At 60.7% G+C, this 23,896-nt stretch carries 21 protein-coding genes; 3 read left to right on the top strand and 18 right to left on the bottom strand.

The annotated features are described in order from the left end of the window. Positions 1 to 2: 2 nt before the first annotated feature. The gene (locus PI739_RS09630) at positions 3 to 938 is read left to right on the top strand and encodes a LysR family transcriptional regulator (protein WP_054081646.1); all 936 of its coding nucleotides are present in this window, start codon (positions 3 to 5) and stop codon (positions 936 to 938) included. 7 nt (positions 939 to 945) lie between these two features. Here PI739_RS09630 and PI739_RS09625 read toward each other — a convergent pair whose 3' ends face one another. The 6 genes from PI739_RS09625 to PI739_RS09600 form a co-directional block, all read right to left on the bottom strand. Further along, positions 946 to 1,095, bottom strand: a complete 150-nt coding sequence (locus PI739_RS09625; protein WP_002554136.1) for a hypothetical protein — start codon at positions 1,093 to 1,095, stop codon at positions 946 to 948. Between the two features lie 126 nt (positions 1,096 to 1,221). Further along, complete coding sequence (locus PI739_RS09620) at positions 1,222 to 1,899, bottom strand: type 1 glutamine amidotransferase domain-containing protein (protein ID WP_003370448.1); 678 nt, start codon at positions 1,897 to 1,899, stop codon at positions 1,222 to 1,224. Positions 1,900 to 2,064: 165 nt separating this feature from the next. Continuing rightward, positions 2,065 to 3,282: an aldose 1-epimerase family protein gene (locus PI739_RS09615; RefSeq protein WP_003436312.1), complete on the bottom strand. Its 1,218-nt coding sequence runs from the start codon at positions 3,280 to 3,282 to the stop codon at positions 2,065 to 2,067. Between the two features lie 513 nt (positions 3,283 to 3,795). After that, complete coding sequence (locus PI739_RS09610; protein ID WP_003436314.1) at positions 3,796 to 4,140, bottom strand: DUF7693 family protein; 345 nt, start codon at positions 4,138 to 4,140, stop codon at positions 3,796 to 3,798. Between the two features lie 68 nt (positions 4,141 to 4,208). Then, on the bottom strand, positions 4,209 to 5,141 hold the full coding sequence (locus tag PI739_RS09605) for a hypothetical protein (protein ID WP_054081612.1): 933 nt from the start codon (positions 5,139 to 5,141) through the stop codon (positions 4,209 to 4,211). Positions 5,142 to 5,206: 65 nt separating this feature from the next. Continuing rightward, entirely contained in the window at positions 5,207 to 6,367 is a 1,161-nt protein-coding gene (locus tag PI739_RS09600) for a TDT family transporter (RefSeq protein ID WP_054081613.1), read from the bottom strand. A gap of 128 nt (positions 6,368 to 6,495) precedes the next feature. Here PI739_RS09600 and PI739_RS09595 point away from each other — a divergent pair, with 128 nt between their 5' ends. Further along, positions 6,496 to 7,449, top strand: coding sequence for a LysR family transcriptional regulator (locus PI739_RS09595; protein WP_024662788.1), 954 nt, complete (start codon positions 6,496 to 6,498; stop codon positions 7,447 to 7,449). Here the strand turns inward: PI739_RS09595 and PI739_RS09590 are convergent. The 11 genes from PI739_RS09590 to PI739_RS09540 form a co-directional block, all read right to left on the bottom strand. Then, positions 7,383 to 8,798 carry a lipid II flippase MurJ gene (locus tag PI739_RS09590; RefSeq protein WP_054081614.1) on the bottom strand — a complete coding sequence of 472 codons (1,416 nt, stop codon included), beginning with the start codon at positions 8,796 to 8,798 and terminating at the stop codon, positions 7,383 to 7,385. The genes PI739_RS09595 and PI739_RS09590 overlap by 67 nt on opposite strands. Positions 8,799 to 8,813: 15 nt before the next feature. Further along, positions 8,814 to 9,635 (bottom strand): acyltransferase, encoded by an 822-nt coding sequence (locus tag PI739_RS09585; RefSeq protein ID WP_054081615.1) that lies wholly within the window; start codon positions 9,633 to 9,635, stop codon positions 8,814 to 8,816. Further along, complete coding sequence (locus PI739_RS09580; protein WP_271351780.1) at positions 9,632 to 11,047, bottom strand: O-antigen ligase family protein; 1,416 nt, start codon at positions 11,045 to 11,047, stop codon at positions 9,632 to 9,634. Before PI739_RS09580 ends, PI739_RS09585 begins: the two co-directional genes overlap by 4 nt. Then, positions 11,047 to 12,147 carry a glycosyltransferase family 4 protein gene (locus PI739_RS09575; protein WP_003436327.1) on the bottom strand — a complete coding sequence of 367 codons (1,101 nt, stop codon included), beginning with the start codon at positions 12,145 to 12,147 and terminating at the stop codon, positions 11,047 to 11,049. Before PI739_RS09575 ends, PI739_RS09580 begins: the two co-directional genes overlap by 1 nt. Next, positions 12,138 to 13,355 carry a glycosyltransferase family 4 protein gene (locus PI739_RS09570; protein ID WP_003436329.1) on the bottom strand — a complete coding sequence of 406 codons (1,218 nt, stop codon included), beginning with the start codon at positions 13,353 to 13,355 and terminating at the stop codon, positions 12,138 to 12,140. Before PI739_RS09570 ends, PI739_RS09575 begins: the two co-directional genes overlap by 10 nt. 3 nt (positions 13,356 to 13,358) lie before the next feature. Further along, complete coding sequence (locus PI739_RS09565) at positions 13,359 to 14,672, bottom strand: cellulase family glycosylhydrolase (RefSeq protein WP_003370465.1); 1,314 nt, start codon at positions 14,670 to 14,672, stop codon at positions 13,359 to 13,361. Position 14,673: 1 nt separating this feature from the next. Beyond that, entirely contained in the window at positions 14,674 to 15,852 is a 1,179-nt protein-coding gene (locus PI739_RS09560) for a glycosyltransferase (RefSeq protein ID WP_003370466.1), read from the bottom strand. After that, a complete protein-coding gene (locus PI739_RS09555; protein WP_054081616.1) occupies positions 15,852 to 17,843 on the bottom strand; it encodes a GumC family protein in 1,992 nt (663 codons plus the stop codon). Before PI739_RS09555 ends, PI739_RS09560 begins: the two co-directional genes overlap by 1 nt. Before the next feature lie 17 nt (positions 17,844 to 17,860). Next, entirely contained in the window at positions 17,861 to 18,640 is a 780-nt protein-coding gene (locus PI739_RS09550; RefSeq protein ID WP_003370469.1) for a polysaccharide biosynthesis/export family protein, read from the bottom strand. A gap of 132 nt (positions 18,641 to 18,772) precedes the next feature. Then, entirely contained in the window at positions 18,773 to 20,230 is a 1,458-nt protein-coding gene (locus PI739_RS09545) for a mannose-1-phosphate guanylyltransferase/mannose-6-phosphate isomerase (protein ID WP_003436334.1), read from the bottom strand. After that, positions 20,230 to 21,666: an undecaprenyl-phosphate glucose phosphotransferase gene (locus PI739_RS09540; RefSeq protein ID WP_003370475.1), complete on the bottom strand. Its 1,437-nt coding sequence runs from the start codon at positions 21,664 to 21,666 to the stop codon at positions 20,230 to 20,232. Before PI739_RS09540 ends, PI739_RS09545 begins: the two co-directional genes overlap by 1 nt. Positions 21,667 to 22,184: 518 nt before the next feature. Here PI739_RS09540 and yegS point away from each other — a divergent pair. Continuing rightward, positions 22,185 to 23,102 (top strand): lipid kinase YegS, encoded by a 918-nt coding sequence (gene yegS / locus PI739_RS09535; protein ID WP_003436337.1) that lies wholly within the window; start codon positions 22,185 to 22,187, stop codon positions 23,100 to 23,102. On the opposite strand, the gene PI739_RS09530 is transcribed toward yegS, so the two are convergent. Next, positions 23,086 to 23,748, bottom strand: coding sequence for a response regulator (locus PI739_RS09530; protein ID WP_054081617.1), 663 nt, complete (start codon positions 23,746 to 23,748; stop codon positions 23,086 to 23,088). The genes yegS and PI739_RS09530 overlap by 17 nt on opposite strands. Positions 23,749 to 23,896 lie beyond the last annotated feature (148 nt).

The following is a 23,896-nucleotide window of genomic DNA, read 5'->3' as shown; positions in this document are numbered from 1 at the left end:
TGATGCTTAACAGTAATGCCCTGAGAAAGCTGGACATGCAGGACCTGATGGTCTTTGTCTCGGTGTATGAGCAGCGCAACCTGACCCTGGTCGCGGAAGCGTTGCATGTCAGCCAGTCGACGGTCAGTTACTGCCTGAAAAAGCTGCGGGCGAACTTCGAGGACGACCTTTTCATCTGCACCCGCAACGGCATGCGCCCGACCCGCAAGGCATTGGCCATGCACGACCATGTGCAGCAGATTCTCCGCTCGGTCAATCTGTGCCATGACGGCCTCGATCTGTTCGACCCGACTCGCACACAAACGACCTTCACGGTCTGTGCGCCGGAGTATTTCGAGCTGCTGGTATTGCCGCATTTGATGCGTGACTTCGCTGCCGCTGGTTTCTCGGTGACGGTCAATGTGCAAAAACTTGAGAAGCAGTTGCCTGCCGAGCAGTTGAACGATGGTCGTTTTGACCTCGCCCTGTGCTTCGGGCCTGGCTTTCACCGAGTCCCGGACAGTCTGATTTCGCAGGTGTTGATGGAGGATGATCTGGTTTGCGTCATGGACTCCAGGTTCGCGCCGCTCAGCGCCCTGATCGACATTCAAACCTTCGTCCAGCATCGTCATGTCTACCCGACGCCGTGGACGTCCGACACCAACATGGTGGATGGCTGGCTGCAGCGACAGGGTCTGGAGCGCAACATTGTCGCGCGGGCCAACAGCTATCGGGCGGCCTTGCAATTGCTGGAAGGCACTGATTTCATGCTGGTTCTGCCACGGCGTATTCAGACGCTGCTGGGTAATGAACCGTGGATTTCCGTATTCGAACTGCCACCTGACCTGCCTGGCTTCAGCCTGGACATGCTGTGGAGCGCCCAGGGGGATCGAGATGAAGCCAGCGGCTGGCTGCGTGAACAAGTCGTGAAGGTGTGTGCCGAACGAGGCTTGCTCTGACGGGTTGTCAGTTGCCTGACTTGTCTTTCTGCGGGTCGGGTGAGGTGGCAGGTCGGGCCTGTTCGCCCTGCTGATTGAGCTGTTTGTTCTTCTCGCCCACCTTGCCGGCGTTTTCCGGTTTGTGATCGAGGTCTTCGCGTTTGGATTCATCTGCCATGACCGTATTCCTTTTTGTAGGGGGGTGTGGTTATTGGTCAGTGTGGCGGGTGCAAGATTCGATTTAAATGACGCGCGGTTCATTGCCCGGTGCTGTTAGCGTCGGACGCTGAACCGCGCACATCAATCAGCTCAACAGAGTGATCAAGTCTTTGGCCGCCTGCGCAGAGCTGGCCGGGTTCTGGCCAGTTACCAGCTTGCCATCGGTCAGCACGTAGACGCCCCAGTCGTCGCCCTTGGAATAGTCACCGCCCAGTTGCTTGAGCGTGTCTTCGACCAGAAAAGGCACGACGTTGGTCAGGCCGACCGCTTCTTCTTCACTGTTGGTGAAGCCTGTGACACGGCGGTCCTTGACCAGTGGCTGACCGTCCGGCGCTTTTACGTGACGCAATACGCCAGGTGCGTGGCAGACCATTCCATGCGGCTTGTCTGCCTTGGCAAAGGCCTCGATCAGCGCGATGGAGTCCTTGTCTTCAGCCAGGTCCCACAGCGGGCCGTGACCGCCCGGGTAGAACACGGCATCGAAATCGGCCGCATTGACGCCAGACAGAAGGCCCGTATTGGCGAGCGCTTTTTGCGCATCGGCATCTTTGGAGAAGCGCTTGGTGTCGTCGGTCTGAGCGTCAGGCTCATCGCTTTTCGGGTCCAGCGGTGGTTGACCGCCTTTCGGAGAGACCAGCGTAACGTCGGCGCCGGCCTCTTTGAACGCGTAATACGGCGCGACGAACTCTTCGAGCCAGAAACCGGTTTTCTTGCCGGTGTCGCCCAGTTGGTCATGGGATGTCAAAACCATCAGGATTTTCATGTGCATGCTCGTCTTCGAAGGGGTGAGAGGGTGTAGACAGGCAAAAACCTCAAGTGTTGTGAGAATTTTTTACCACCGAAACGAGCAGGGCCGGATGTCGACACAATGACGTGCGTCGACATCCGGCCCTGTTTCACCGCTGCGTTTAAAAACGTCGGATGAGGATCATTGCTCCTTGGTCAGATCCACCAGCGGTTCTTTGCGCACTTCGGTCTCGCGACCGTCCTGAATGTGCTTGACCTGCCCAAGGGCTTTGTCGACAGCACCTTTGTCAGCCAGCAGACTGTAGCTGATCTGGAACTGGCGTTGCTCTTTCGGCGCAATGGTTGGCACCAGATTCAGCGGTCGCTGGAAGCGGCGGTTGTAGGAGAAGCTGGTCCCCGGTTCCAGTCCGGTGACGTAGCCCTGGCCTTTGGTGTCGGTGTTTTTCCACAGCGAGAACACCGGCAACTGCTTGGTATTGAAACCGACCGACACGCCCAGGCTGCCAGCCTTGTTGTGCAGCACGGTCAGCGTGTCACCCTTGGCATCGCCGTAGGGCACGATGTTGTAGACCGTCTCGTCGTAATCCGGCGTCGGTGCGCGGTAGGTCTGCCAGTCGCCCAGGTCACCCTTGGCTTTTTCATTGAACGGCGAGACCTGCTTGACCGGCGCTTCGAAACGCGCCCCCTGTTCGAGGAACGGCGTGCTGAAGTTGCTGTGGTACAGCGCCTGGTATTCTTTCGGATAGTCGCCATTGTTGGTCAGCGTATCGTTGAGCGAAAAGCTCGTGCTGCCTGGCTCCGTGACCAGTTCGGTCTGCACCGAGAAGTCGACCTTCTTGAACGCCTGCTCCTTCAATTCACCCTTGAGACGGATCGCGTAGGGCGGTTTTTCGTCGATCTGCAGTGTCACCTTGCTCGCCGGAATGTTGGCCGCACGGCCGTGCAGGGTCAGCAGCTCGCCGTTGTCCATGCCTGGGTGGCCCACCCACTCATAGCCGCAGCGGGTCACTAACTCGTTGAAACCTTCCAGCCAGCCCAGGCCGCCGCGGCCATTGAGCTCGATGAAGGCCGGATTGACCACGTCCTTGACCGGAGAATCCCAGCCCATGCGCACATCGCCGACTGATGCCTGCAGCACGTTCATGCCACGGGTCGGGACGACTGACAGCTTCATCGTGCCATTATCGATATCGATAATGCTCACGCCTTCCTGACGACCGCCATGCAGCGTACGCATCGTGACAGTGAACGGCTTGTCGGTCTTCACGCCCAGCTGCTGACTGGTGATCTGCTGATTCTGCGCAGCCTTGTCGGTGTCGAGCAGCACATAATCCCAGGCAAACACACTGGAAGCGGCTGTAAGAGCGCCGAGGCCTACGAGCAGAGGAAGGGATTTCATGGTGATGGTCCTTCTGTAATTATTGGAATTATGGTGTTGCATACCGTCTGAACAGCTATTTAACGCCGAGTTAAACGATTCAGCAATGGGCAGAGTCCAGGCAAAGCGCTTTTAACCACGATGGCACTGACGGCGCAGAGTGCGACGTCAGTGACAGGGCGAAGGAACCCAACGAAGTCGGGCCGCAAGCAGGAGCGGGGACGTTGCTCACGTTGGTCCCTCAAAGTGAGTCGCCGAGGGCGAAAAGGTGACCTGAGTCAAACCTCAATCCACCTGACAAAGAAAAACTGCTGTGTGACGCAGAGCGTCACGAACTGCATTCCCACGCGGAGCGTGAGGAACGAGAATCCGAGTCGAAGCTGAATCCACCCGATACCACAGCCCCCTTCGTGAACAAGTTTGCTCCCACGGCCTCCGGCCAGCATCAAAAGCAGACTTGTGTATGACGATGAGCGCGGACGATGAGGAACGAGAGGTGCCTCGCCGAGTATAGCCAGGCACGTTAATCACCGGTCATCGAGATTCAGGTGACTGCCCCCGAACCTGATCGAGCCCAAGCCGCTCGGCTGCCGCCTCACCCAGCAACCGCTCGATCTGCGCATGCTCCCAACCGCTGAGCAAACTCACCGGATCAGTGCGCAGCCAGCTTTCAAACGAGCCTTCCCGACCCAGCGGACAGCGACATGCCCGACAGCGGGTCGGGCTGCCCTCGGTGACTTCCAGCGTCAGCAACCAGCCGTCAATCTCGACCTGTTGCAGCCCGAAGCCGGAGGATGTGCCGATAAGCTTCAGCGACCGAGTACCCATCGCAGCATCCCGCAGTTGCTGATACACCTCACGAGTCGTCAGAGCTTTCACAGGCGTCACTCAAATCCATTTTGCTGAGTAAAGCACGATTCCGAATCGTGCCGGTTAAAGCAGACGCTTCAAAACGTCGATGGCGCACCAAACAGGCTTTCGATCTCGGGCCGGGTCTGGTTGATCGCACCCAACTGACGGATCAGTTCGGCCTGCCTGCTGCCGCGCACACCTGCAGTGGTCATCAGCGCATCGCGCACGTAGGTGTAGACGCCGCTGACACCGAACGGCGTGATGTAGCGAACATGCTGGCTGATGCCTTGGGTGATCGTCTTGAAATGCTCGCTGGCGTAATAGGTTCTGCGCGTCCAGGCCGATTCGAACACCAACTCCATCATGACGATATTCAGGCGCGACTCTTCGACCTCATGATTAACGTCCGGCGCAGGCGGCGCAGGCTTGGCGTTATCGTAGGGTTGCGCAAGGTGCAGGCGCAGTTTCAGCACAGCCTCGGAACCGGCCATGTCACGGGCGAGCTGCTCAATGGCTTTGCGGGCTGCGGGTAGATCATCGCCGGCGAGATGAAAGTGCAGATGCATCTTGTCCAGTGTGGCGGTTTCGTTGGGGATCGGGTCAGGCAGGCGATCCACCAGGGTGCTGGAGCCATCCGGTACGTCGTAGGCGATGGTTTCTTCGAACATATTCTGCTCGTCGGAGAACAGCAGGGCGCTGGCATCCTTGAATTGTTTCTGCGCTTCGGCGGACAGAAAGCCGATCTCCACACCACCATCCAGCACGTAGCCTGGCAAGGCCGTGACGCCCTCGATGACCGGCCACAGGTGGCCATCCTTTTCGCGCGTCAAGTGATGCTGAACATACCATCCCAGGCCCTCAAGCCTGGCGCACAGCGGGCCATGAACGTCGCGCCAGTAAGTCGCGAACAGTTCATGGGGAACACCCGTCTTGCGCAGCACGGTGGTGTAGGAGTTGATGACGATGTTTTCATCGCGAGCGGCGTGGTTGCCGGAAAAATGGCTGGCGGACACTGCTGAGTCAGGCATGAGAGCTCTCTGTCATGAAGATATTTCTCTCAGGCGTCTCGTCGTAGAAGTAAGTTCAAGGAAACTTACCGGCGGACGCACCCTTGTGCTGCGATGCAGGGCGAGACGAACAGGTAACCCCGGTAGGCGCCGGCCAGAGTACGTACCGCCACGACCGACCACATCAGTGCCAGCAGCGCAACGAGCCACGTGCCAAACACATCGAAGAAGCCCAGATGCAGGGTAGCGCCGAGTTTGAGCGTCGCCACTGCATACACGCCGAGCGGGAAGGTGAACGCCCACCAGCCCAGGTTGAAGCCGATGCCCTGTTTCACGTAGCGCGCCGTAATCAGCACGGCCAGCGCCATCCACCACAGACCCAGCCCCCAGAACAGCATACCGACCACCACACCGATGCCTGCTGCTACCGTGCCGATGGATGCGAGGCCGTGGGCGGCGAAGATGGCCGGGGCGTCGCTGCCCATCACCAGCATGCCCAGTGCGCCTGTACCGATGGGCCCGAGTGCCAGCCAGCTGGAGGCGGCCATGCTTTCGTGGGGCAGTTTGTGCAACGCCAGGCGCAACAGCAGAATCACCAGAATGCTCAACGCCACGGGCACCGAGTAGGCCCAGAGTACGTAGCTGGTGATCAGCACGGTGAACTGCGAGTCAGCGGTCGCAAGATGCGTTGTCAGCGATCCCCCACAGGCCGCTGCAACTTCGGCCGCCACCACCGGTAACAGCCAGACCGCGGTCATCTTCTCGATGCTGTGCTCCTGACGGGTGAACATCATGAAAGGGATCAGCACCCCACACGCCAGGGCCATCGCCACGTCCAGCCACCACAAGGCTTCGGCAACCGGAACAATGGCACTGCCCCAGCGCGCCGGGCCGAACACCAGCAGGCCATTGATGAGGGTGGCCAGGCCCATGGGAATGGTGCCGAAGAACATCGACACGGTGGAGTGCCCGAAGACCTGACGCGCCTCATGGAAAAACAGCAACCAGCGGCTGGCGTACATCACGCTGAACAGCGTGAACAGGGCGATGTTCAGGAACCACAGCGCTTCGCCCAACGCACGCAGCGGGGCAGGGCTGCCCGGCAGCTGCGCCAGCGCCAGCGACAGAATGCCGGTGCCCATGGTCACGGCGAACCAGTTGGGGGTGAATTGCCGAATCGCCTCCAGCGGGCTGTTCAGCGCTGTGAAGGGGGCGTTGCCCTTGATTAGGATTGCGAGTCTGCTCATGGCAGTCTCCTGCGGGTGATTTCGGGATGTGCCATCAGTCTACAGATCGACAGTCAATCTTCTAAATGGGTAATCTCTCTCATCGTTACCTGTTTTTCAGGTAGGTCTACCCGGCGCGAGAGACGGCTTTGAGAATCAACCTGCGGCAATTACAGATTTTTTGCGCGATCACCCGCTGTGGCAGCACCACCAGCGCAGGCAGCGCTTTAGCACTGTCCCAATCAGCCACCAGCGCGGCATTGAACGAGCTTGAAAGCGCGCTGGGTACGCGTTTGTTTGATCGGGTTGGCAAACGCCTGGTTCTGAATGACAGCGGCCAGACGTTGCTGCCGCGTGCCATGAAAATGCTGGAAAACGCCCAGCAGATCGAGGACAGCTTTCTATTGCCTGACGCGGCGTTGAAGGCTCGGCTGCGCATCGGCAGTAGCAGCACCATCGGCAATTACGTCGTGCCACAGATCGTCGGAGCATTGCGCAGCTCGACGCCTCAACTGCGAATCGATGTGGACATCGGCAACAGCGCGCTGATCGCGCGCAAGGTTGCGCAGTTTGAAATAGACATGGGGCTCATCGAGGCACCCTGTCATCTGCCGGAGTTGATCGCCGAGCCGTGGCTGGTCGATGAAATGGTCATCGTCGCCGGCTGCGCCCATCCGCTGGCCGGGCAGGAATACGTGTCACTGGGCGAACTGCAGGGCGCGGAGTGGCTACTGCGTGAGCAGGGTTCGGGGACGCGCGAAGAAGTCGAACACTTGCTGCTCAGGCATTTGCATGACCTGCAGGACATGCGTCAGGTAGGCAGTTCGGAAGCGATCATGCGCACCCTCGCGCAAGGCATTGGCATCAGTTGCCTGTCCCGTCGTGTGGTCGCCGACCTGCTGGCGAGCGGGCAGTTGCGCACGCTCGCCAGCCCGTTGCCGCCGCTCAATCGCCGGTTCTTCATGATCAGGCATCGCGACAAGTTCATCTCGCCGAGCCTGGAGCGCTTCAGGGAGGCCTGCCGCCAGGCTGCCGATCAGGCTGACACGTTGCGCCATGGCTTGAGCCACAACGCCAGCCCGACCAGCAGCAGCGCGCCGTAAACACAGCTCAGGCCCAGTTGCAGCCAGGTGTCGTGCAATGGATGCAGCAACAGGGCGGCGATAGTCATCAGCAGGCTGGCCAGTAACCAGTGGCTACGCCACGGCAAGACATGCAGCAACGACTGGCGACGCATCAGCAGCACGCCGGTGACCAGCGCGCCGCCCAGCGCGGCGAGGGCAATGCCGGTCAGGCCGAAGGCAAAGGGCAGTGCGCCGAGCAGCAGTGCATTGCACAGGCTGCCCACTAGCTCGCAGTTGAGCGGCAGGCGCGTGTCGCCAGCGGCGTAGGCATAGCGCGCCAGCAAGGCATTCCAGGCACCGAACATCAGCGGCACGGCAAACCAGGCGAGCAGTTCCGGCAGCGGCCCGCCCTGGGTCTGGTTGGGCAGCAGCAGGGCCACCAGCGCCCCGGCTGCACCGATCAGACCGGCCACTGCCGGCAAGGTCAGCAAGGTCGCGCTGCCCAGCCCGCGCTTGAGCAACGACAGGCGCTGATCGCCGGCACTGCCGCTCATCAGGCCGAGCAGCACCTGATTCAGGCTCATCAAGGCAATCAACGGCAGGTTGATCAGTTTGCGCGCCAGGTTGACCCAGGTCACCGCGCCTTCGCCGAGCAGCGAAGCCACCATGCGCTCCAGCAGGGCAAGCCCCTGGCTGGCCAGGTTGCTGCTCAGCAGCGGGCCGATACGCTGTAACAGCTCACGCATTGCGCCGGCTTCCGATTGCCACTGCCAGGGCCGCCAGCCCGAACGATACAAGGCAGGCAACAACACACCCGGCATCAGCACGCTACCCAGCACGCACGCGCTGGCCAGCCCGGTCGACGTCGAGGCATGGCTGAATGTGGCGAGGTAGATGACCGGCGGCAGGTTGAACAGCAGCGAGCCGAGCCCGGCCAGCACGAAGCGCGAGCGAGCCTGTAGCGGTACGCAAAACAGCGCATGCAGCATGAACCCCGGAGCGCACCATGCCAGCCAGCGCAAGCCACTGGCAGCCTGCGCGTAGCCATCGGCGTCCAGCCCCGGACCGATCAGCCGCACCAGTCCCTCTGCGCTCAACAGCAGAATGACGCTAACTGCCAGCCCGGTCAGCAACAGACGCGGTGCCATGCCTCCCAGCCAGCGCTGTTGCCGTTCAACGCTGCGCTGCTGATAAAGGGGCAGGGCAGCGGCGCTGAGCAAGCCCGCGGCCAGTGACATGCGCAGCGCCTCGGGGAGGAACATCGAAACCAGAAACGCGTCGCTCTGACCTCCGGCACCCCAGGCGGCCACCAGCAGCCATTCGCGGGCAAATCCGGCAGCCAGACCAGTAAGGGTGGCCAGTGTCAGCCACAGTGTCGAACCCAGCATCGTCTGTGCTTCTGATCAGTGAAACAAGGTGAACAGGCCTTTGCCGCCCACTTTGTACTTGAGGCCGCGAGCGCGCTCGCCCTTGATCTCTGCGTTCGGGCCACTGACGATGGCGTAGGGCGGAACCGGTTTGGAGACCACGCTGTTACCGCCCACCACGGCACCTTCGCCGATGTCGGCGCCGAACGAGAGCAGCGCGCGGCTGCAGATCCACGCGTAGTCGCCGATGAACACCGGTCCGCCTACCGCCCAGAATTCAGGTTCGTTGAGATCGTGTCCACCGGCGATGATCAGCACATGTGAAGCGATGGTGACGTGATCGCCGATCACCAGCCCACCGCGTGCGTCGAGTTGGCAGTGCCAGCCCACCGTGCAGTCATTGCCGATGCGCAGGCTGTCGACGCCGAGCACCTCGGTATTGCGCCAGACCGTCGAGCCCTTGCCGATCTTCGCGCCGCCGATGCGCAACCACAGCAGGCGCAGGGTGTGGCTGGGGATCTTGCAGATGAGGATGTTGTAAGCCTGCTCCCAGGTCCGCAACATGCGGTCGCGCAGGGTCGGCCAGTTGATCCCGTACAGCGGAATAAGCGCGCCTTTGGTTTCGCTGGCCAGCAGCTTGTAGAAGCGTCGCGCCAGCGGGTGTTCGATTCTCGGCTCGATATTCAGGTAGCAGATGAACGACAGGGTGCGTTCCTTGATCCGCGTTTCAAAGCACACTTCGTTGTCCAGCATCCACTGATAGGCGGCTTCCAGCTCTTCGAGCGGCACCGCCATCTTGCGCGCGTAATCGGGCAGTGCCTCTCTGAGATTATGAGAATGCAGCATGCGGTGTTTCATGAGGAGGCTCCCGGCTCGGGTGAGGCGTCAAGGTGTCTGGATGTCATGTCGGGCCTGGCGCGCAGGCGTCTGGTTTCGTGCAGGCTGATGCCGAGCAAGAGCCAGAACAACGCAACCAGCACACTGGTGAAGCTGAAGTAATGGTCGAACAGACCGCTGAACAACGCAGCCAGTACACCGGTGGTGCAGCCCAGCGCAATGGCGTTTTCGCGAGTCAGCACGACCCGGCCGCTTCCGGGACGCACTTCCTTCCACCAACTGAGGGTGATAGCGATGAACAGCAGCATGCCGGGTATGCCGATCTTGTAGATGAAGTTCAGCCACAGGTTGGAAATGCCGAATTCTGTGTAGCCCAGCACCGGTGGGTCGGTCTTGAAACCGATGCCGAACGGGAAGGTGGCCACTGCGTCGGGGAAATGGCCGTATTCCAGGAAGCGAATCGCGGTACTGGCATCGTCATTGCTGAACAGCCCCATCAGCCGGTCTTGCAGGGGCGGGTAGAACATCAGCAGAAGAATGCCGGCCACCATGCCACCCATCAACAGCCGTCCCAGATGCGGAATGCGTCGCCGGGCCATCAGCAGCATCACTGCGATCAGGCTCAACAGCGCGCCGCGTGAGCCGGTCAGCAACAGGCCGACCACGCCAAGGGCCGCTACCGCAAGGCCCAGCCTGCGGGCCGTGCCGCTGCGCGTCATGCCGAAGCAGAAGGCCAGCGGCAGTAGCATCGCCAGCGCACCCCCCGCAACGTTGGGGTGCATCCACGGCGAACCCATGCGGCTGGCGAACGAAAGCAGGCTCTCGCTCAACACGTCGGCACCGCTGTAGCCCAGGCTGCCGAGGATCGGAATGATTGCAGTGGCCGAGCCTTTGGTGACGTAGACACCGATCGACAGCACCAGCAACAACAGCGTCCCGCCGAGCAGCGCGATGACTGCGTTTTCCAGCGTTTTGAGGTCGGTCAGCAGACGGGGCACCAGAAACAGGATCGACAGGTTGAACAGCCAGCGGATCCAGTTGATCGGGCCGTTGCCCTCGGCGATGACGGTCAACTGGCCGACCAGAAACGGAAACGCACTGAACAGCATCAACGCCACCAGCAGCCGTTCGGGGCGCAGCATATGGGGCACACGGTGGCGTTCCTGAAAGACTGCATGCAGCAGATAGCTGGCCCAGGTCAGCATGATCAGCGCTTCGGAGACCGTGGTGCGAATGCCGATCTGAATCGTCGAGTAGGGCAGGAAGGTTCCGATCAGGCAGAACAGCAGCAGCCCGCGTACCGGCCGGCGGATGATCGTGGCAACCGCCACGATACCGATTGCCGCCGCTACCACGAAGGGCGCCGGCAGCATCCAGATCATTACGCCGAACAGCAGGCTGAACAGCAGCCCCAAGGGCAAGGCCAATGGCATCAGCGCAATTCCTCCAGCGCCACGTGCACGCGTTCGCAAAAGGCTTTCAACTGGTAGCGCTGCGTCCAGTCTGTGGCAATCGCCGGATCCTCTTCAGGCGCCTGCGACAGGGTCCCCATCAACCTGATCAGGTTACCGCTGTCGACCGGCGAAAAGCGTGGACTGTCGGGCGGTGCGACTTCGTCCAGCGAGGAGCCCGAGGCCACTGCAACCGGTGTGCCGCTGTTCAGTGCTTCAATCACCGGCAGCCCGAAACCTTCACTTTTGGAGGGTTGCCAGAGCCGTTCGGCATTTTTGTAGACGGCGTGCAGTTCGGCGTCGCTCAGGCCGCTGAGCACATGCAGACCCGGTAACTGGCGCTGCGCTTCGGTCAGCGGATCATCGCCACCGACCAGCACCAGTTCCGGGGTATCGACGAATTGCATGCGCGCGGTCTGCCAGGCATCCACGAACCATTTGATGTTCTTGCGCGGTTCGCGCGTGCCCACGCACAGCCAGTAACGCAGCGGCAGGCGCAGTTGCGCGATGTCGGCCGGCTCACCCTTGAAGGCTTCCACCAACAGCGGTATGACGCGCAGCTTGGCTTTGATCCTGGGGAACATCCGTGCAGCCTCGTTTGCAGTGAATTGCGAAGGCACCCAGATCTGGTCGGCAACCTTCAGCGACCAGGCAATCGACAGGTAGTCGGTCATCCGGTAGATCCTGGCTTTCAGTCGCGAACCGTGACTGTTGTGCTGCGTGAGCTGAAACAGATCGTGCAGTTGCAGTACGTAACGCATATCGGCCGGCTTGCGCCCCAGCGGCAGGCCCATGTTGATATTGGCCATGTAGATCTGAATGCCGGCATCGCGCAGGGCTGCAGGCAGGAACTGGCCTTCGAAGCGCAGGCGATCCGGCAGCCGATGAACTGAATTCAATGGGGCAGCCCAGCGCGGGGCATGCATCAGGCGGCGTACCGGATGATCGTAGGGGGCCACGCCGAACAGCTGCAATTGCACGTCCGGGTGTTCACGGAATGCCCGTTCCAGTGCCAGGTTCTGGCGTCCGATGCCGCTGGTGGGGTAACCGGCTGCGGCGCGGTAGTCGAGTCCTATACGCATGAGCGCAATCCTTGCTTGGAGAACGAAAAGCGGGTGTAAATCACTTCCAGCTGAGCGGCGGAAACGGACCAGTCATGCCGGGCGCGAACATAAATGCGGCCGGCTTCGCCAATCTGCTCAAGCTGCAGTGGTTTGTCGGTGTATTCGGCGATCAGTGTCGCCAGCCCTGACGCATCCTCGCTGCCCAGGTAATGTTCGCCATGCCGCACCGCCAGTCCGGAAACACCCTGTGCGGTGGTCACCACTGGCAGGCCGGCGGCCATGGCTTCCAGGGTCTTGAGCTTGGAGCCGCCGCCCTGGCGCAGGGGTGCGAAGAACATCGAGGCAGTGGCCTGCAAGGCACGCAGGTCAGCTACATAACCCAGCCATTCAATGCGCGGGTCAGACCAGCGCTCGCGCCAGGCGGGCGGCATGCCGAAGCCGCCGATGGCAAAACGCACATGGGGTGCCAGGGCCCAGACCTTTGGCATGATCTCGTCCAGCGCCCATTCGATGGCGTCGACATTGGGGCCGTATTCATAGTTGCCGATGAACAGCAGGCGATGGCTGTGACGGTCCGCGTGGACGCTGGCGTAGTAATCGCAGTCGACACTGTTGACGACATAGGACGTCGCCCTGCCGCTGAGACGCGAAAGCGCCTTGGCATCGTCCTCGGTGACCGCGATCAGCTCACCGGTCTGGCGAAACACGCGGGTTTCCCAGCGCCGGTAGCGCCAGCGGTCATAGACCGCGAAGGCATTGGCCCAGCGTGGCAGACGGTCATAGCTGGCGGCACCCAGGTCCGATTCGACATTGTGCTCGGTCAGCACGAAGGGTTTGCCGGAGCGCTTGAGCGCATGCTCGAAGGGCTGAAAGGCATAAGTGTGCTGCAACTGAATAATGTCCCAGTCTTCCTCCAGCAACTGTTCGAAGGCCTTTTCCAGTTGCGGTGCGTAGCCGTTCACGCTGGCCAGCATCGGTGGCGGGGCAAACGCCACGGCCAGCAGGGTACGCAAGCTGAGCAACGGGCGTCGATCGATCACGATCAGGCGTTCCAGCCAAGGCTCCAGTGCCGCGCGGGCATCGTCGTCCAGCGGGTTCTTGGACTGCACCAGCAGCGTGATGCGATGACCACGTGCTGCCAGGTTGCGCAGCAAATGGTATTCCCGGGTTTTGCCGCCACTGGTGGTGGGCCAGGGCAGATAGGGGAGCGTCCACAGGATTCGCATGGCTCAGGGCTTCCATTCCAGAATTTGCAGAGTCGGCTTCAGCAGCAGGGTGATCCCCTGGCTGCCGGACAACGGGGTGCGGCTACCGGTCAATGGGTCGTGGACCACCGCATCGGTGATAGCCGGGAAAGTCAGCGATGTGCCCGCCGCACTCCAGAACATCAGCAAGTGCGAGCCATCCGCGCGCGTCCATGGTATGGCATACAGGTCGTCCGGTACGCTGCTTACGGCGGGTGGTTCGGCGGGCAGCAGACGTGGCCCGGTGATTTTCAGAAAGTTCTGCAGCGCGGTGTAGGCCGGTTTGGGACTGGCTTGCAGGTCAAGCAGCCCGTAACCCTGATCGCGGGCCGAGGCGCGCTCGTCCAGATCGCTGAGGTTGAACAGGAAGATGCGCTGGAAATCCATGGCGCTCATCAGCGCCAGACGCCGCAGGGTGTAGTCAGCCTGGCCGGAGGTGCCAATCAGGTGCTGCATCTCCACCGGGCCTGCATAGCTCGACCAGCCCCATTCAGTGGCCCACACCTGCTTGACGCCATTGCTGTGCAACAACTGGTTCATGGCATTGGCACGCACCAGAAAATCGCGATCCGGTATGGAATCGCCTTCCGGGTACTCGGAGTAGGGGTGATAGGCCGCGACGATATTCTGCTGGCCCAGGCCATTATCGAGCAGCGTCTGCAGCATGTAGCCAGAGGTGCTATGCATCTGACTGTAGTAAGCCATGCCTGACGTGACAATCGTCTTGTTCGGCAGGACGGCGCGGATCGCATTGGCAGTGGTGGTCAGCAAGCGGCCATAGGCAGCCGGATCCTCTTTGGGCAGCCAGACGATGTTCGGCTCGTTCCAGACCTGCCAGTTGTTGACCTGCGGATAGCGCTGGGCCAGGGCGGTCATGCGTGCGGCGAACACGTTGAAATCCGTCGGGGGGTATTGATCGCGGCTCTTTGCATCGGCCGGCGCGCTGCTGGCGAAAGGCGCTGACCCGACCAGGTACGCCAGGGTGTTGTAATTGTGCGCCTTGATCGCGGTCATGGCGGCGTCCAGCTCGGTCAGGGCGTAGCGGTCCTTTTGCGGCTCGATCACCGGCCAGTGAATGGTCAGCCTAACCCAGTTCAGGCCCAGTTCGTCCAGACGGCTCATCTGCTGTTGGTAGATGTCCGGGGCGAAGTACTGAAACTGTACGTTGACGCCCAGAAAGTCTGCCCAGACCACCTCGCGAGGCGCCTTGAGGACCGTTGCCGCCTGGGCGGCGCAGCTCATTGCTGCGCCGAGCAGTATGCTGGTGACGAGTTGCCCGAATCTGGATGGACGCTGCATGTCACTTCTCCTGGCAAGCCTGGCGAAATACATCCTGAAAATGTTCTGCGGTATGGCTCCAGACCCGGGCCTTGCCCATCTGCGCGGCGTTGTCGGCCCACTGCCTGACCAGCTCCGGTGTTGCGCAGGCGCGGGCGAGGGCTTGCGCCAGCCCGTCGACATCGCCTTGCGGGTAGATCATGCCGTTGCCATGCGAGACTTCTTCGGCAAACGAGCGCGCATCCGAAGTGATCACGCCACGTCCGCAGGCTACCGCCCAGGACAGCGCGCCACTGGTGCCGCGCAGCTTGCCGAGAATCTTCAGTTTGCTCGACTCGCGATAGGGCAGAACCATCACGTGGTGGGCCTGGATCACCTGCGCAATCTGTTCGGCAGGCAGGTCCAGTTGCCAGTCGATCAGATCGACAAGACCCAGTTGGCGGATGCGCAGTCGTAGTTGTTCCAGATAACTGCCGGACGGGCCAAAGGCCATTTCCGGCTCGCTGCCGCCGGCCAGGGTCAGGCGTACGGTCGAGCGCAGCGCAGGCTGGGCGGTGAATACGCTGGACAGTGCATCGAGCAGGTCCTCGATACCCTTGCCGCGATAAATGAAACCGAAATACAACAGACGCAAGGGATTCAACGGCGGTAACGGCATGGGGGCGATGTCGAGGTTGCCGTGATTGATGACGGCCATCTGCGCTGCCGTCAGCCCCATGCGCTGGCGCAGGCTCTGACTGCCTGCCTGGGTCAGGGTCACCAGCCGGGTCATGTGCCGCGCCAGCTGCCGTTCTTCATGCAGGCACAGCGGATCGGCCAGTACTGTGGCGATTTCCGGCAGCGGCGAGCGCATGCCGCTGACCATCGATAATGGCCACGGCAGTTTTTCGCGTCGCCAGACCAGGCGCTCGGGATCGTGCACGGTCGCGGTCAACGGCAGCCTCGGGAAACGCCGACGCAATGCGCGCAGGGCTTGAAACTCCGCCAGTCGACCGCCGCCCAGTTCGGCGTGGACCAGATCGATGCCGCTCCAGTCGGTTTCGGCCACCCGCTGTTGTGCAGCGCGGGGATCGTTGCCAACACCCTGCAGCGGTGTACTGACCTGCAGACCCAGGCCTTCAAGCGCATGCCGCAGATGTCCGGCGTAATCGGCGATGCCGTTCTGTTCGGGCGGCAGCGGCGCAAGCAACGCTATTCGCATCAGCCTCGGCTCCCGATCCGCTTGAGGAAATTCAGGACCTTTTCAGGCACTTCGAAGCGCCGACGGTTGATGATGATACCGTCGACTTTCTTGAACGCGGTGTTGAGGTTGTTGAGCGTGTCTTCCAGCATTGGCACGGTGGTGTCCTGGGCGCGAACCACCAGCACGATCAGGTCAGCCTTGCGCAAGAGCACGAAGGCGTCCTGATTCGCCGAAAGCGCCGACGCATTGATCAGCACGATTTCGCCAGGACTGGCCGGGCCGCGGCCCTCGGTACGCACCCGATGGCCCTGTTCGATCAGCAGCGCGCTTAACCGCGCGATCACGAACGATACGCCAGCTCCGTACTTGACCGAGGTAAAACCGATGGTCAATCCGCGCTCTTCTACCTGATCAAGCGGCAGAATGCCGTACACCCGATGCAGATTCGAGGTGAACGCTGCACTGCGTTCCTGAGCACGTTCCAGGTCGGGGAGGCTGGTCCAGACCGGAACACCGAAGCTGCTCTCGATCTTGTCGCCGTCGTGAATGCGCTGGTCCAGCAGGTAGAAGAAGTACAGCGCCACGGCACCGACCACAATACTCAGCGGGAATGCCAGAAACAGCATCAGCAGGCTTTTCGGGAATACACGGCTGGGGTTGAAAGTCGCGTCCTCGACGGTCGCGATATTGCTGATCTGGCTGTTGTCGAGCTCACGGTCGATACGCGATTTTTCCAGGCTGTCCTTGTACAGCGCATAGCTTTTCTCCGCTGCATCGAGTTCGTTCTGCAGGCGCGACAGTTCCGGTTCCAGATTCAGCGCCTGCTGGCGGTCGCTTTCCAGCTGGGCAATCTGCGCATTCTGTTGGGCAAGTTGGGTTTGCAAGCGCGCGTAGCTGGTCTGCTGGTCGGCATACACATTCTGCATGCGGTTGTAGATGGGGTTGGGCGTGATGCTTTCGGAACGCTGCACGGTGGCGTCCTGTTCCTTGAGCAGTTTTTTGAGGTTATTGATTTCCTCGTTGACGGCCCGAATCGGTGGCGCCTCTTCCTTGAACGAGCGAAGCATTTCCTGGCGCTCGACTTCCTTGCCGTTGATGCGGTTCTGAAGGTCCTGACGATTGGGGTTGAGGGCCAGTTCACGGCCTGCAGAGACGGTCTTGGGTTGTTCTGCCAGTTGTTTTTTCAGCAGGTCCAGACCTGCCTTGGTCGAGGCAATCGAGCGGGTGGTGTTGTTGCGCTCGGTGCGCAGATCGTTGAGCCCCTGCGAAGTGTCGGCCAGACGCTGGGAAATACTGACCGCGCTCAACTGGTTCAGGTAGTTCTGAATTTGCTTCTTGTACTCGATGATGTTCGCACCGGTCGTCTTCACTTCCCCTTCGTAAAACGCGTACAGGCTGACACGGCCCAGCGTTTTGGTGCGCTGCGTCTGGTACTCGGTGATCCAGGTCTTGAGTACGGTCTGCGCGATTTCCGGGTCGTTCCAGGTAAATCTCAACTCCATCACCGACGAGCCCGGTTCATGGCTGACCTTGAAGTTTTTCTCCAGATCCTCGGCCAGACGTTCGACCTGAGAGCGGTTTTCCACCAGCCCGATGAACTGCAGAACGTTGCGCACGCCGTTGACGAGCGCTCCGACTACGGTCTTGATGCCGTTCTTCACCGAGGCCAGAACGCCGGTTTCAGGTGGCACCATGGACAGTTCGGCGAGGTATTTCTCGGACACTGCACGCATGATCGGCCGCCCGCTGAGCATGCGCTCCTCGTCGAGCAGCGGATCGCGCAGACCGCTCGGAATCACAATGGCCTGACGATCAGACAACTCGATCGGCACCGTGCTGCTGTCGCGGCCCGGCTTGACCAGCAGCAGGGCGGTGGACTCATAGCGGTTGGGGAGCAGAAACGCGCCCAGAAGAATGATGACGAAGGTCGCCAGCACGGTAATCCTGACTTCGCGCTGGAAGATGAAGAGCAGGCGCAGCAGGTCGCGGAATGAGCGGATGTTGATCATGTCTGTTTCCCTGACAATTAATTGTTGTTGCGCAGCTCGTAATTCATGCCCAGGCCGATCGACTTCGCGAAGGGGATCAACTGGTTGAAATACAGGGACACGCCGTCAACCTTGTTGCCGACCGACGATTTGGGAACGAACACGATATCGCCGCGTTTCAACAGGACAGGTGCGCTGGGGCCACCGGCGCCGCCGGCCCAGAGAAACTTGCTGTAATCGAAGAAGTAAGTCTTGTAGAGGCCGTTTTCTTCCTGACGCAGCAAGGCGACCTGACCGGCATCGGCGTCAAGCGCCACGCCGCCAGCGCCGACAATCGCCTGGTCAAGGTTGGTAGCGACGTTGACCGGCAAAGTGACCGAGTTGCGCACCGCGCCGCCGACAAACACGGTATTGCCCGGTGACTGGGAAATGTTGATGGTCAGCGCGGTCTCTCGGTAGACGTTCTGCAGCTTGCTTTCCAGCAGGTCGTTGAGTTGCTGGAGGGTCAGGCCTGCGGCCTTGACGGTGCCGATGTAAGGGTAGGAAAAGGTGCCGTCGTTGAGCACCTGAAACAGGGTCAGTTCATAGATGGAGTTGGCGGTGAACGCCGAAATCGACGGCGCCTCGCCACTGTTGCGCACGATGCGCAGCGTGTCGCCGGGGCGGATCCGCTCCGGTGGCAGCGGCTTGCCTGCCAGCGCGCGCCCCGCCGCCTGACCGGCCTCGATTTGCGCACGGTCATCGGGCAGGCCCACCCTGGAAGGGGTATTGCACGCACTTAACAGCAATAAGCTGGCGATCAGCATCATGCTTTTCATTGGTCCTGAGCTCCTGTCATGCACAAATACGGCTCCCTTGCGGGTAATAAATTCATGTTGGCGGGTCATGCGTGTTCCGGGTGCTGTCAATTGCGTGCCGCGTGAATCAAGCGGCGCTTGCTGCTGCGCCGATCAGCTCTTCACGGCCTTGTCGGGTACACGTCCATAAATGTCGGTAAAACGTACGATGTCGTCCTCGCCCAGGTACTCGCCGCTCTGCACCTCGATCATCACCAGATCGATGACGCCAGGGTTGACCAGACGATGCGTGTGGCCCGGCTTGATGAAGGTCGATTCGTTGGTATCCAGCATGAACTCGCGCTCGCCGTTGGTGACGCGGGCCATGCCGCTGACCACGATCCAGTGTTCGCTGCGGTGATGGTGCATCTGCAACGACAGTGACGCCTGCGGGCGAACCACGATGCGCTTGATCTTGAAGCGCTTGCCCTCTTCGAGGACGGTATAAGTGCCCCAGGGGCGTGTGACTGTGCGGTGCAGGCGGTAGGCATCATGGCCCTGACGCTTGAGCTCCTGAGCGATGATCTTGACGTCCTGACTGCGGCGACCGTCGGCGATCAGCAAAGCGTCGGGGGTGTCGATGATGATCAGATTGTCGAGGCCGATAGCGCCTACCAGACGTTTGGGAGAGTCGATGTAGCAGTTGCTGACGTCGTGCAGCACGGTTTCGCCATTGCAGTAGTTGCCTTGAGCATCGCCGGGAGACAGTTCACGCACCGCCTGCCACGAGCCGATATCACTCCAGCCAAGCTGGCAGGGCACCACGGCGACTTTGTCGGAGCGTTCCATCAGCGCGTAATCGATGGAAATGTCCGGTGTCAGGGCAAACGACTCACTGTCCAGCTCGACTTGCAGCTCACGGTTGCCTTCCTTGCGCGGGCTGGATTCCAGGCACGCGCTGACGGCGCTCAGGACGTCCGGCGCATGTGTGCGCAGCTCGCGCAGCACGGCGTCGGCGCGCATGCAGAACATGCCGGCATTCCAGAAATGCTGACCACTGTCCAGATAGCCTTGGGCGGTGATCGCGTCGGGTTTTTCGACAAAACGGGCGACCTGACAGGCGTCGGCATTGAGTGCCGGGCCTTTCTCGATGTAGCCGAAACCGGTTTCCGGCGCGGTCGGCAGGATGCCGAACGTCACCAGCCAGCCCTCTGCGGCCAGCTTCTGTGCAGCGCTCACTGCTCTGGAGAATTCCGCCACGTCGGTGATCAGGTGATCGGCAGGCAACACCAGCAGTTGCGCTTCGTCGCCATACAGTTGGCTGACGTGCAATGCCGCGGCGGCAACGGCAGCTGCTGTATTACGACCGAAGGGTTCGAGGATGAAATCCAGACGTGCATTGCCTTTGTTCAACTGGCGGTAGTCGTCCACCGTGCGGAAATACACTTCCCGGTTGGTGACGGTCAGCAGACGCTCGACGCCGGGCAGACCGACCGCACGCAGAAAGGTCTTCTGCAGCAGGCTTTGGCCGTCTGGCAGGCGCATGAACGGCTTGGGCATCGCTTCACGGGAAACCGGCCAAAGACGGGTGCCGGAGCCGCCGGCAATGATGCAGGGAATGAGCGTGCTCATCAGTAAGCCTCACGGGTGAATAGCACTGCAGGCACAGTGCGCATAAGGATGTAGAGGTCGAACCAGACGGACCAGTTTTCTATGTACTCAAGGTCGAACTCGACGCGTTTTTCGATTTTTTCAACGGTGTCGGTTTCGCCCCGATAGCCGTTGATCTGCGCCAGTCCGGTAATGCCTGGTTTGACGCGGTGCCGCGAGGTGTATTCCTTCACCGCCTGCTCGAACAGAATCCCGGCTGCCTTGGTCGCCGTGGCGTGCGGACGCGGTCCGACCATCGACATGCTGCCCGCCACCACGTTGAACAGCTGTGGCAGTTCATCCAGGCTGGTTTTGCGAATGAAGCGACCGACCCGCGTTATTCTGGCGTCACCGCGGGTGGTTTGCCGTTCGGCCGTTGCATCGGCCTGGTGCTGATGCATGGAGCGGAACTTGAACACTTCGATCAGGCGATTGTTGTACCCGTAGCGCTTCTGACGGAAAAACACCGGTCCTGGCGAATCGAGCTTGATCGCCAGCGCGACCAGCAGCATCAAGGGTGATAGCGCCAGAAGCGCCAGCGATGACAGCACGATGTCTTCAGCGCGTTTAATGAACGGCGACCAGCCACTGAGCGGCAGATCCGAGGCATTGAACATCGGCAGCCGGGCGACTTCGGTGATGCGGTTGTGGGTGTGCCGAAAGGCGATCATGTCCGGCACCAGCAATACGTTGACCGGTAGCCTGCGCAGTTCGCGGATGATGTAGTCCATGCGGTTTTCCGCTGTCCAGGGCAGGGCGACCAGCACTTGGGTCACTTTCTCTTCGCGGATCAGCCGCTCCAGATCGCTGGTATTGCCCAGCAGTGGCAGGTTGGCTACGGTCTTGGGCATGCGCCCGATACGGTCGTCGATAAAGCCGGTCACCCCCGAACGAATGTCCTGATGTTCAAGCAGGTATTCGGCGAGGCGCTGGCCATTCTCCGTCGCGCCAAGAATCACGGCGTGCTGCAGGAACACGCCCTTGCGCATCTGACGTTTGAACAGCATCAGCAGCAGCAGGCGAATGATGCCGAACAGCGCAAGGCTGGTCAGGTACCAGATCAGCAGTTCTTCCGGCGGGAGGTAGCCGAACAGGCCCATTGCCTGCTGCATGAACAGCAACAGTCCGAAGGCGGCCGTCCAGGCCAGCGCCATCGCGCCCATGCGCAGATCGTTGCTGAACAGTGCTTCGGAATAGACCCCCATGGCCTGGAACACCAGCACCCCGACAAAGCCGAAAAACAGCAGCATGGTCAGGTAACCCTGCTGTGTTTCCGCTCCGCCATCCTTGATCAGCAGAATGATCACAAGGCCCGGCAGTATGCAGGCGATGCCGTGAGCCAGGCGGATGCCGAAAAGAAAGTATTCGACCAGGCTGGTGCGGGTCAGCGAAAGGCTGTCGACGGGCTGCAACCTCATGGAAATCCCTTACTCCCTGTGTGCGCCTGAATTCTGCTGACCCAGGACGTATTTCTATTTTTTGTAAGACCCGAGAGGTGTTTCTACGGGGACTGTGTCCAAGCGTAGCCAGTTACAGGTCGTGCTGATGAGGAATCCGGACCGTCTTTTGTGAATATCACTTTATATATGTCGTCCCTTACCGGATTTTATTTAAGCCTTTTCAATCATTTGTGAAGGAAATTTCCCTCAAGTGAGGGTACTGCTGTCAGTAAAGCTCATGAAACGAATAGTGACAGGACAAAAGTGCTTCAGCCCTGACGCAGGCGTTGATCCGGACAGCCCGTTGCGAGGTTCTCCCCAGTACCTGCGGGGGCAAGCGAGCTGTTGCAGAGGTGAAAAAAATTTCCGCAACGGATGGGCTTTTTCCGGCTGCCCGGGGTCAGAGTCATGCGTCGTGCGAAATGTATGCGGGCGCCGATTACACCAAGAGCGTCGCTCGCAGGTTTCAATTCGTAGGGTTCGGCAGAGGAGGTGTCATGACACAACGCAGGGCAATGCTCATTCTTCACGGTAAACAGGCACTCAACGAAGACGTGCGTGACGCGGTGGCAGACAAGCGCAAGCAGGGTTGGGAACTGGACGTGCGACTGACCTGGGAAGCCGGCGATGCCCAGCGCCTGGTCGGCGAGGCCCTGGCCGCCGGTCATCGGCATATCGTCGCAGGTGGTGGCGACGGCACCTTGCGCGATATCGCCGAAGCCTTGGCAATGGCCGAAACCAAGGCCAGCCTGACTATTCTGCCGCTGGGGACTGCCAACGATTTTGCCCGTGCGGCTGGCGTGCCTCTGGAAGTCTCCAGGGCCCTGCAACTGATGGACGTGGCTCCGCGTGCCGTCGATCTGGGTGAGGTCGGCGGCAAGCTGTTCCTCAATATGGCGACCGGTGGGTTTGGCAGCCAGGTCACGGCCAGCACGTCCGAAGACCTGAAGAAGGTGCTGGGTGGCGCTGCCTACCTGTTTACCGGCCTGACCCGATTCAGCGAGCTGCATGCGGCCCACGGCGAACTCACCGGGCCGGATTTTCACTGGCGCGGCGACCTGCTTGCACTGGGTATCGGCAATGGTCGGCAGGCGGGCGGTGGACACGAGCTGTGCCCGACCGCGCTGGCCGATGACGGTCTGCTCGACATCAGTATCCTGCCGGCGCCTCAGGAAGTGGTCGGCACGCTGAGGAGTCTTCTGGAAGGCGGGCTGGGCATCGACAATATGTTCGTTCGAGCGCGTTTGCCGTGGGTAGAACTCAAGTCCGCCCAGGGCCTGGATATCAATCTGGACGGTGAGCCGCTGTCGGGCGAGTACCTGCGTTTCGAGGCCCGGCCGGGGGCACTTCAGGTGCACCTGCCAACCGATTCGCCGGTACTGAGCGGCGCACCTGAGCTCAATCGTCCAGACTGATAATCCGTTCGCGAACGCAGAACAGCACCAACCCGGCCACGTCGAATATCTGCAGGCGCTTCATGACCTGGGCACGGTGAGTCTCGATGGTCTTGACGCTGAGTCCCAGGCCATCGGCAATCTCGCGTGTGGACTTGCCGCGCACGATCAGGCGCAGGATTTCAAGTTGGCGAGCGGTCAGGCGATAACGCTCCTTCGCCGCCTGAGCCCGGTCCGAGGGTGTACCGCGCAATGCGCACTCGATGACCATCTGAGCAATGGCCGGGCTCAGGTAGCGCTCGTTGCTGAGCAGCGCCCCGAGTGCCTGTTCGAGTTCCGCAGCCGTAGTGTCCTTGAGCAGATAACCATGCGCGCCGATGTCGAGCGCACGCATGATCATGTCCGGATCATTCTGCATCGACAGGATCAATACCTTGCAGTGCGGTAGCACCTGCAGCAGGTGCTCGAGTGCATCCAGGCCGTCGACACTTTTCATGCAGATGTCGAGCAGAATGATGTCGGGCCTGAGCTGCTGCGCAAGGCTTGCCAATTGCGCGCCGTCAGCCGTTTCGCCCACGATGGTGTATCCGGGCATGTCTGCAACCAGCGCTCGCACGCCGGCTCTGATAAGGGAGTGGTCGTCGACCAATAACAGATTGCAGGTCATTGTGATTTCTTGTGCAAATGGGACCGCTCAAGCGCGTGTGCAGTCTCTGGTCATACGTGAAGACGATGTCAACAGCAGTAAAGACAATGAACGGAAAATGCTGGCGTGACAACGCTGCCTCAATGACATCGCGATACGATTCTCAACG

The organism is Pseudomonas cerasi, from assembly GCF_027983475.1.
Lineage (GTDB): Bacteria > Pseudomonadota > Gammaproteobacteria > Pseudomonadales > Pseudomonadaceae > Aquipseudomonas > Aquipseudomonas cerasi.
This window is presented reverse-complemented; position numbering and strand designations above follow the sequence as displayed.

What these genes read in the sequence shown, in the direction of transcription:
- PI739_RS09530 (WP_054081617.1), bottom strand. Translation starts at nt 23,748, where the DNA reads ATGACCTGCAATCTGTTATTGGTCGACGACCACTCCCTTATCAGAGCC.
- PI739_RS09580 (WP_271351780.1), bottom strand. Translation starts at nt 11,047, where the DNA reads ATGCCATTGGCCTTGCCCTTGGGGCTGCTGTTCAGCCTGCTGTTCGGC.
- PI739_RS09560 (WP_003370466.1), bottom strand. Translation starts at nt 15,852, where the DNA reads ATGCGAATAGCGTTGCTTGCGCCGCTGCCGCCCGAACAGAACGGCATC.
- PI739_RS09550 (WP_003370469.1), bottom strand. Translation starts at nt 18,640, where the DNA reads ATGAAAAGCATGATGCTGATCGCCAGCTTATTGCTGTTAAGTGCGTGC.
- PI739_RS09575 (WP_003436327.1), bottom strand. Translation starts at nt 12,147, where the DNA reads ATGCGTATAGGACTCGACTACCGCGCCGCAGCCGGTTACCCCACCAGC.
- PI739_RS09555 (WP_054081616.1), bottom strand. Translation starts at nt 17,843, where the DNA reads ATGATCAACATCCGCTCATTCCGCGACCTGCTGCGCCTGCTCTTCATC.
- PI739_RS09590 (WP_054081614.1), bottom strand. Translation starts at nt 8,798, where the DNA reads ATGCTGGGTTCGACACTGTGGCTGACACTGGCCACCCTTACTGGTCTG.
- PI739_RS09540 (WP_003370475.1), bottom strand. Translation starts at nt 21,666, where the DNA reads ATGAGGTTGCAGCCCGTCGACAGCCTTTCGCTGACCCGCACCAGCCTG.
- PI739_RS09615 (WP_003436312.1), bottom strand. Translation starts at nt 3,282, where the DNA reads ATGAAATCCCTTCCTCTGCTCGTAGGCCTCGGCGCTCTTACAGCCGCT.
- PI739_RS09600 (WP_054081613.1), bottom strand. Translation starts at nt 6,367, where the DNA reads ATGAGCAGACTCGCAATCCTAATCAAGGGCAACGCCCCCTTCACAGCG.
- PI739_RS09565 (WP_003370465.1), bottom strand. Translation starts at nt 14,672, where the DNA reads ATGCAGCGTCCATCCAGATTCGGGCAACTCGTCACCAGCATACTGCTC.
- PI739_RS09545 (WP_003436334.1), bottom strand. Translation starts at nt 20,230, where the DNA reads ATGAGCACGCTCATTCCCTGCATCATTGCCGGCGGCTCCGGCACCCGT.
- PI739_RS09585 (WP_054081615.1), bottom strand. Translation starts at nt 9,635, where the DNA reads ATGAAACACCGCATGCTGCATTCTCATAATCTCAGAGAGGCACTGCCC.
- PI739_RS09570 (WP_003436329.1), bottom strand. Translation starts at nt 13,355, where the DNA reads ATGCGAATCCTGTGGACGCTCCCCTATCTGCCCTGGCCCACCACCAGT.
- PI739_RS09620 (WP_003370448.1), bottom strand. Translation starts at nt 1,899, where the DNA reads ATGAAAATCCTGATGGTTTTGACATCCCATGACCAACTGGGCGACACC.
- PI739_RS09630 (WP_054081646.1), top strand. Translation starts at nt 3, where the DNA reads ATGCTTAACAGTAATGCCCTGAGAAAGCTGGACATGCAGGACCTGATG.
- PI739_RS09625 (WP_002554136.1), bottom strand. Translation starts at nt 1,095, where the DNA reads ATGGCAGATGAATCCAAACGCGAAGACCTCGATCACAAACCGGAAAAC.
- yegS (WP_003436337.1), top strand. Translation starts at nt 22,185, where the DNA reads ATGACACAACGCAGGGCAATGCTCATTCTTCACGGTAAACAGGCACTC.
- PI739_RS09605 (WP_054081612.1), bottom strand. Translation starts at nt 5,141, where the DNA reads ATGCCTGACTCAGCAGTGTCCGCCAGCCATTTTTCCGGCAACCACGCC.